Origin of the sequence: Aquibium carbonis (assembly GCF_003970795.1) — a bacterium.
In the GTDB taxonomy this organism is placed as follows: domain Bacteria; phylum Pseudomonadota; class Alphaproteobacteria; order Rhizobiales; family Rhizobiaceae; genus Aquibium; species Aquibium carbonis.
Genome location: NZ_RWKW01000151.1, coordinates 1 through 7,029, shown reverse-complemented (window position 1 = coordinate 7,029; position 7,029 = coordinate 1). Strand labels below are relative to the sequence as shown.

Below are 7,029 nucleotides of genomic sequence, written 5' to 3'. Positions count from 1 at the left end.
GCGAGCAGGCTGGTCCGACGCCTTCGCCAGATCAATCATCGGCCAAATGCGATAGCCCTAGGGCGCGACGCCACGCCCCTTGCTTTCGCCCGCTTCGAACGCCATAAGGCGGGGATATCCGCGAGGTCCTGCGATGTTGAAATTTCTCACCCAGTTCTTCACCTGGTGGAACGGCCAGACGCTGAACACGCGCTTTCACACCTGGCGCAACGGCACCTTCGTCGGCAAGGACGAGCAGGGCAACCTGTACTACACCGGCGGCGTCGATTCCGAGGGGCGCCAGCGTCGCTGGGTGATCTACAACGGCTTGTCGGAAGCCACCCGCGTGCCGCCCGGCTGGCATGGCTGGCTCCATCACCGCGTCGACACCGCCCCGGCGCAGGAGACCTACCAGCCTCGCGAGTGGGAACGCCCGCACGAGGCGAATCACACCGGCTCGGCCAAGGCGTACCGGCCGAAGGGATCGGTCCTGAGGCCCGGCGAACGGCCGATCGTCACCGGCGACTACGACGCCTGGACGCCGGGGAACTGATCAATTCGCGGCGCGCTTGTATCGCCACATTCCTTGGTTATCCATCTGAGTTCGGCGTCGATCGTCATGGTGGACGATGGCGAGGATCTCGCAGAGGGTTGGGGCTTGGACAGATGAAACCGATGGCTTACCTGCGCCTGGCGCGCGCGCTCTGCTGCGCTGTCGCCATCGTCGCGATCCCGGCGGCCGCCGTCGCTCAGTCGTCCGGCGCCAACCGGATCAAGAACCCGGTGGCCGAGTTCACCGGAATCGACAAGGTGACGGGCCGCATCATCACCTTCGACGTCTACATCGACGAGACCGTGCAGTTCGGCGCGCTTCAGGTGACGCCGCGCGTCTGCCTGTCCAGCCCCGACACCGACGAGGCCAAGACCGATTCCTTCGTGGAAGTCGAAGAGATCACCCTCGACCGCAAGATCCGGCGCATCTTCACCGGCTGGATGTTTGCCGAGAGCCCGGGCCTCAACGCCGTCGAGCATTCCGTCTATGACGTCTGGCTGAAGGCCTGCAAGCAGAGGTCGGACGTCCCGCCGCCGGAGACCGCCAAGGCGAACTGAGCGCCATCGGTCAATCGGCCTCTTTCCGCGGCCGGCCGAGCGCGATAGGGATGGTGAAAGCCCGGCATTGGGCCGGAGAACCATCATGCCCGGCATCGAAGTCCTGATCGCCTTTCTTGCGACCACCGCGATCTTCGCCTTCATTCCCGGCCCCGCGATGATGTATGCGGCTGCGCGAACCCTTGCCGGCGGTCGGATGGCCGGCCTGATGGCCAGCCTCGGCATCCATCTTGGTTGCTATGTCCATGTCATCGCCGCCGCGGCCGGCCTGTCGGTGCTGTTCCACGCCGTCCCGACGCTCTACCTGATCGTCAAGTTCGTCGGCGCGCTCTACCTGATCTGGCTCGGTGTTTCCGCATTTCGCGCGGCACGGTCGGCCGCGACGGATGTGCCTCGCGATCTGCCGCGCAAGTCGGGCCGTCGCGCCTTCGCCGAAAGCATCGCGGTCGAGGTGCTGAACCCAAAGACGGCGATCTTCTTCCTCGCCTTCCTGCCGCAATTCGTCGACCCGGTGGCATCGCTGCCGGTCTGGGGCCAATTGCTGATCCTCGGCACCGTGGTCAACCTGACGTTCTCGCTCGCCGACATCGTCTGCGTGCTGATCGCCGGAAGGCTCGTCGAGACGCTTCGGCACTCCTCGCGTGCCCAGCGGTTGGCTCAGCGCGCGGGTGGAGCGGTGCTGGTCGGCCTGGGTCTCCACGTTGCGCTGCAGCGAGGCTGACGGCGGCGCGACCGGCCTTTACGGATGAAACACGGCCTCGCCCGCAATGCCGTTGGCGAGCAGCTTCTCGTATTTGCGCCGCGGCACGTCGATGGCGCCGAAGCGCTTCAGGTGCTCGGTGGTGAACTGCGTGTCGAGAAGCACGAAGCCGCGCTCCTTCAGCCGGTCGACCAGCGCCACGAGGCAGACCTTGGAGGCGTCGGTTTCGCGTGAGAACATGCTTTCGCCGAAGAAGGTGCGCCCGAGCGTCACCCCATAGAGACCGCCGACCAGCACCCCCTCGCGCCGCGCCTCCACCGTGTGGCAGTGGCCGCGCTCGAACAGCTTGCCATAGGCTTCGCGGATCGGGCCGTTGATCCAGGTCGAGGGTCGGGCCTCGCGCGATTGCGCGCAGCCATCGATGACGCCGGAAAAATCCCGGTCGAAGTCGATCGCGAAAACCTGGCGCCTGATCACCTTGGCGAGGCTTCGCGGCACGTGGAAGGCGTCGAGCGGGATGACGCCGCGCGTCTCGGGCCGCACCCAGAACACCTCCGGGTCGTCGGCATTCTCGGCCATCGGAAACACGCCCGAGGCATAGGCCTTGAGCAGCAGGTCCGGCGGGATGCGGTGTCCGGGCGCGAAGGGACGTTCCATCGCGAAGCGAATGTCAGTCCTTGGCCGCGAGGTGCTTCTCGAGCCAGTGGATGTCGTAGTCGCCATTGGCGATGTCGCCATTGCCGACCAGATCGCGGAACAGCGGCAAGGTGGTCTTGATGCCGTCGACCACGAATTCGTCCAGCGCGCGGCGCAGGCGCATCATGCATTCGACCCGGTTGCGACCGTGCACGATGAGCTTGCCGATCAGGCTGTCGTAGTAGGGCGGGATGCGGTACCCGGAATAGACGCCCGAATCGACCCGGATGCCGAGGCCGCCGGGCGTGTGGAAGTGGGTGATGGTGCCGGGCGAGGGGGTGAAAGTGCGCGGGTCTTCCGCGTTGATGCGGCACTCGATGGCGTGGCCCTGGAAGCGCACCTCGTCCTGCCGCACCGACAGACCGCCGCCAGACGCGACGCGGATCTGCTCGTGCACGAGATCGATGCCGGTGATGGCTTCCGTCACCGGATGCTCGACCTGCAGGCGCGTGTTCATTTCGATGAAGTAGAACTCGCCGTCCTCGTAGAGAAACTCGATCGTGCCGGCGCCGGAATAGCCGAGATCGGCGATGGCCTTGGCGCAGGTGGCGCCGATTCGGGCGCGCTCCTCGGCGTTGAGCGCAGGCGAGTTCGCCTCTTCCCAGACCTTCTGGTGGCGGCGCTGCAAGGAGCAGTCGCGCTCGCCCAGATGAATGGCGCCGCCGCGGCCGTCGCCCACGACCTGCACTTCGATGTGGCGCGGCTTTTCCAGGTACTTCTCGATGTAGACCGCGTCGTCGCCGAAGGCCGCACCGGCCTCCGAGCGGGCGGTGGCGAGCGCGATTTCGAGATCCGTCTCGCTACGCGCCACCTTCATGCCGCGTCCGCCGCCGCCGGCCGATGCCTTGATGATGACGGGATAGCCGATCTCGGCCGCGATGCGCTTGGCTTCCTTCTCCTCGGTCACCGCGCCTTCGGAACCGGGCACGACCGGGATGCCGAGGCGCTTGGCCGTGCGCTTGGCCTCGATCTTGTCGCCCATGATGCGGATGTGGTCGCCGGAGGGGCCGATGAAGGTGATGTTGTGGGCGGCCAGAATGTCGGCAAAGCGGGCGTTCTCCGACAGGAAGCCGTAGCCCGGATGGATGGCGTCGGCGCCGGTGATCTCGCAGGCCGCCACGATCTGGTGGATGTTGAGATAGCTGTCGCGCGAGGGCGGGGGGCCGATGCAGACGCTTTCGTCGGCGAGCCGCACATGCATGGCGTCGGCGTCGGCCGTGGAGTGGACCGCCACCGTCTGGATGCCGAGTTCCTTGGCCGCGCGCAGGACCCGCAGGGCGATTTCGCCTCGGTTGGCGATGAGGATCTTCTGGAACATGCCGCGACTACTCGATCACGACGAGCGGTTCGCCGAATTCCACCGGCTGCGCGTCCTCGAACAGGATCTGCGTCACCGTGCCGGCGCGCGGCGAGGGGATCTGGTTCATCGTCTTCATGGCTTCGATGATCAGCAGCGTCTGTCCTTCGCGCACCTTCTGGCCGACCTCGATGAAGGCGGGCGAACCGGGCGAGGGGCAGGCATAGGCCGTGCCGACCATGGGCGACGGAACGATCTTGTCGGACGGCGGAGCGGAGGGCTTGGCCGCATCGGCGGGCGCGGCGACGCGCTCGAAGACGGGGGCTGGCGCCGGAGCCGCCATCGCATGCACCACGGCCGATTGCCGCGACACCTTGATGCGCAGGTCGCCCTGCTCGACTTCGATCTCCGACAGGTTGGTCTCGTTGAGGATGCCCGCCAGGTCGCGAATGAGCTTCTGGTCTATGCCGGTGTTCTTGGTCGCCATTGGGCTTGTGTTCCTTCGCATTTCCGCTCACGCACCCGGTCGGCAGGCTGCTGCCCGTAACCCGCCGGCCTGCGGGATCAAGGCGCAATGCACCCGCCGGGCGCCGCACCTCTATAGTCGGGTTGATGCGCAGGTGAAAGAGAGCAAGCGTGTTCTTTGCCCCTGCAAAGCATCGAAAAGCGAAGCTTTCTGGGGGAAATGCGCCCGATCAGCAGGTGGCCTTGCCGCATTGCTCGAGGTTGGCAACCTTCTGTTCGAGCACGTCGCGGCCCAGCGCTCCGAAGACGACCTCCTCGCCGACGACATAGGAGGGGGTGCCGGTGATGCCGAGCTTGTTGGCGATCTCGTAGGTGCGATTGAACACGTCGGCGATCTTGGGATCCTTCATTTCCTCGCGCAGGCGCGCCTCGTCGGCCCCCAGCGACAGCGCCACCTTGATGGCGCTCTCCTCGGTGGCACGGCCGGCCGCTCCCATCAGCCGGATGTGGAACTCGCCATACTGTTCCGGCATCAGGTGCTGGAAAGCCTGGCCGACGATATGGGCGCGCTGCGAATCCGGGCCGAGAATGGGAAACTCCTTGAGCACGAAGCGCACGTTCGGATTGGCCTTCGTCATCTCCAGCATGTCGGCCATGGCGCGCTTGCAGTAGCCGCAATTGTAGTCGAAGAACTCGACCAGCGTGTACTTGCCGTCCGGATTTCCGTAGACGCCGTCATGCGCTGAGTTGAAGATGTCGTCGCCCGCGGCGCGGATCGTTTCGATCTGGGCGAGCTGCTGCTGGTCGCGCTGCCTTGCCTCGAGCGCATCCTGCACTTCCAGCATGATCTCCGGATTGGCGATCAGATAGTCGCGCACGATCGTCTCGATCTCGGCGCGGCTGAAGCCGGCGGTCCTGTCGGCGGCCGGCTCGGCGGCGATGCCGCTGCCCGACCCCAGCACCGCGCCGGAGACGAACAGGGCCGAAAGGAGCGACGCGCGGACGGCTTGCAGGCCGAGTTTCTTCTTCATGACCCAGACTTTCCGAATTGAGCGAGGCCCGTCACTTCTTCGCCCGGGGCTTGCTCGTGTTGATGATATCCTGCGCGCGAACCCAGCTCGGCGAACCGGGCTTGAACTTCTGCTGCGCGCGCATGGCAAAGATGCTCGCATCCTGGAAGGCGCCCGAATAGTAGGACGCCTCGGCCGTTGCGAGTTCGGCTTCGGCGATCTCGCCCAGCATGCCATAGGCCTGCGCGAGATGACGGTAGGCCATCGCGTTTTCCCGGTCGCGGTCGAGCGCGCCGCGGATGTCCTTCACCGCCTGCCTGGCCGAGTCCTTGTCGCCCACCGCAAGCAGCGCCTGGCCGCGCTGGATCTGGATGATGGCCGACTTGGACGGGTCGAGCGCCAGCGCCTGGCCATAGGCCTTGGCGGCTTCGGCCGGCCTGTTGGCGCGCACCAGCGCCTCGCCGCGCATCTCGTGGAAATAGGGGTTCCTCGGATGCTCGCGGATCAGCGCGTCGAACTTGGCCAGCGCATTGGCCGGGCTGCCCCGCAGATGCGTGTTGATGGCGTCCGCGTAGCGGGCGGGAAGACCGAGGGGATCGTTTCGGAACAGCCGCGTCGTGGCTGCCGGCCCCTCCATGTAGGCCGCGATCTTGGCGCGCGCGAGGTCGTGGCGAAGCTGGAGGGCGGCCGGGTCGCGCCTGTCGAAATAGCGGCTCTGCTGTGCCAGCGTCTCCAGGTTGGCGATGCGTTCGCGCGGCATCGGATGGCTGATCTGGTAGGGGTCGACGCGGGCGCCGGACAGCGCCAGGGCGCTCTGGAAGCGCTGGAACGTCTTCAGCATGCCGGCAGCCGACTGCTCCGTGCGCTCCAGATAGGTGAGGGCGGACCGGTCGGCCGCGATTTCTTCCGCCCGCTGGTAGCCGAGCAGCGTGCGCCGCGCGACCTCGCTGCCGCCGGCGGCGATGCCGGTACCGCCCTGCGCGAGACCGCTGTTGCCCGAGAGCGCGCCGCCGACGGCGGCGCCGACGCCGAGCAGGGTCGCCACGAGCGCCATGGTCTGCGCCCGCTCGAGCTGCTGGCGCAGCTTCTCCTGGTGGCGTCCCGCGATGTGCCCGGCTTCGTGCGCGATCACGCCGATGATCTCGCCCGGCGTGTCGGCCGTCACCAGCGCGCCGGTGTTGATGAACATGCGCCGCCCGACGACGAAGGCGTTGAAGCTGCGATCATTGACCAGGATGATGTCGACGCCCGCCTTCTGCAGCCCCGCGACCCCCAGGATCGGCCGGGCATAGTCGCGCACCAGGGCCTCGATCTCGGCGTCGCGCACGATCGGCAGCCGCTGCTGCTGGGCGAGCGCCGGACTGGCGGCGGCAACGACGAGCTGGACGGCGGCGAGCGGCGCGGCAATCCGGCGCAACACGCCTCGAAAAGACCGCGAACGGGGGAGAATGGAATGGATCATGGCGGGGATCACAGGTAGACGAGCCTCACGCTGATGAAAAGCCGGGCGGCTTCATCCTTTTGTGATCCCGGACCAATCCGGCGATTGTGCGGCGGATCGCGCCGGCCAGTGGGGAGACGGAATGAAGACGGCGATTTCCCGGCGCAGTGCCATAGAACCCTTCCACGCCATGGACGTGCTGGCGCAAGCCAACCGGCTGCGCGCGCAAGGCGAGCCGGTCATCTCCATGGCCGTCGGCCAGCCATCGGACCCGGCGCCGGCCGCGGTGCGCGAGGCCGCCGCCCGCGCCGCACGCGAAGGCCGCATCGGC

8 protein-coding genes and 1 pseudogene are annotated in these 7,029 nt (G+C 66.9%); 4 read left to right on the top strand and 5 right to left on the bottom strand.

Annotated elements, in window-relative coordinates; all coding sequences use genetic code 11:
• Nucleotides 1-133 precede the first annotated feature (133 nt).
• The 3 genes from EJC49_RS24940 to EJC49_RS24930 all read left to right on the top strand — a co-directional run bounded on the left by EJC49_RS24940 (nt 134) and on the right by EJC49_RS24930 (nt 1,810).
• Nucleotides 134-532 carry an NADH:ubiquinone oxidoreductase subunit NDUFA12 gene (locus tag EJC49_RS24940; RefSeq protein ID WP_126702635.1) on the top strand — a complete coding sequence of 133 codons (399 nt, stop codon included), beginning with the start codon at nt 134-136 and terminating at the stop codon, nt 530-532.
• 113 nt (nt 533-645) lie between these two features.
• A complete protein-coding gene (locus EJC49_RS24935; protein WP_126702634.1) occupies nt 646-1,089 on the top strand; it encodes a DUF2155 domain-containing protein in 444 nt (147 codons plus the stop codon).
• A gap of 85 nt (nt 1,090-1,174) precedes the next feature.
• Nucleotides 1,175-1,810 carry a LysE family translocator gene (locus tag EJC49_RS24930; RefSeq protein ID WP_126702633.1) on the top strand — a complete coding sequence of 212 codons (636 nt, stop codon included), beginning with the start codon at nt 1,175-1,177 and terminating at the stop codon, nt 1,808-1,810.
• An 18-nt stretch (nt 1,811-1,828) separates the two neighbouring features.
• On the opposite strand, the gene aat is transcribed toward EJC49_RS24930, so the two are convergent.
• The 5 genes from aat to EJC49_RS24905 form a co-directional block, all read right to left on the bottom strand.
• Nucleotides 1,829-2,446 (bottom strand): leucyl/phenylalanyl-tRNA--protein transferase, encoded by a 618-nt coding sequence (gene aat, locus EJC49_RS24925; protein WP_126702632.1) that lies wholly within the window; start codon nt 2,444-2,446, stop codon nt 1,829-1,831.
• Nucleotides 2,447-2,459: 13 nt separating this feature from the next.
• Nucleotides 2,460-3,803, bottom strand: coding sequence for an acetyl-CoA carboxylase biotin carboxylase subunit (gene accC, locus EJC49_RS24920; protein WP_126702631.1), 1,344 nt, complete (start codon nt 3,801-3,803; stop codon nt 2,460-2,462).
• 7 nt (nt 3,804-3,810) lie between these two features.
• Entirely contained in the window at nt 3,811-4,269 is a 459-nt protein-coding gene (accB, locus tag EJC49_RS24915; protein WP_126702630.1) for an acetyl-CoA carboxylase biotin carboxyl carrier protein, read from the bottom strand.
• Nucleotides 4,270-4,477: 208 nt separating this feature from the next.
• Complete coding sequence (locus EJC49_RS24910) at nt 4,478-5,278, bottom strand: DsbA family protein (protein ID WP_126702629.1); 801 nt, start codon at nt 5,276-5,278, stop codon at nt 4,478-4,480.
• Nucleotides 5,279-5,309: 31 nt separating this feature from the next.
• Nucleotides 5,310-6,719: a M48 family metalloprotease gene (locus EJC49_RS24905; RefSeq protein WP_126702628.1), complete on the bottom strand. Its 1,410-nt coding sequence runs from the start codon at nt 6,717-6,719 to the stop codon at nt 5,310-5,312.
• A 121-nt stretch (nt 6,720-6,840) separates the two neighbouring features.
• On the opposite strand from EJC49_RS24905, the pseudogene EJC49_RS24900 reads away from it, so the two are divergent.
• A pseudogene (locus EJC49_RS24900) lies at nt 6,841-7,029 on the top strand (pyridoxal phosphate-dependent aminotransferase); the annotation flags it as partial.

Excerpts from the sequence above, each read along its gene's own strand:
- EJC49_RS24940 (WP_126702635.1), top strand. The coding sequence starts at position 134 with ATGTTGAAATTTCTCACCCAGTTCTTCACCTGGTGGAACGGCCAGACG.
- EJC49_RS24935 (WP_126702634.1), top strand. The coding sequence starts at position 646 with ATGAAACCGATGGCTTACCTGCGCCTGGCGCGCGCGCTCTGCTGCGCT.
- EJC49_RS24930 (WP_126702633.1), top strand. The coding sequence starts at position 1,175 with ATGCCCGGCATCGAAGTCCTGATCGCCTTTCTTGCGACCACCGCGATC.
- aat (WP_126702632.1), bottom strand. The coding sequence starts at position 2,446 with ATGGAACGTCCCTTCGCGCCCGGACACCGCATCCCGCCGGACCTGCTG.
- accC (WP_126702631.1), bottom strand. The coding sequence starts at position 3,803 with ATGTTCCAGAAGATCCTCATCGCCAACCGAGGCGAAATCGCCCTGCGG.
- accB (WP_126702630.1), bottom strand. The coding sequence starts at position 4,269 with ATGGCGACCAAGAACACCGGCATAGACCAGAAGCTCATTCGCGACCTG.
- EJC49_RS24910 (WP_126702629.1), bottom strand. The coding sequence starts at position 5,278 with ATGAAGAAGAAACTCGGCCTGCAAGCCGTCCGCGCGTCGCTCCTTTCG.
- EJC49_RS24905 (WP_126702628.1), bottom strand. The coding sequence starts at position 6,719 with ATGATCCATTCCATTCTCCCCCGTTCGCGGTCTTTTCGAGGCGTGTTG.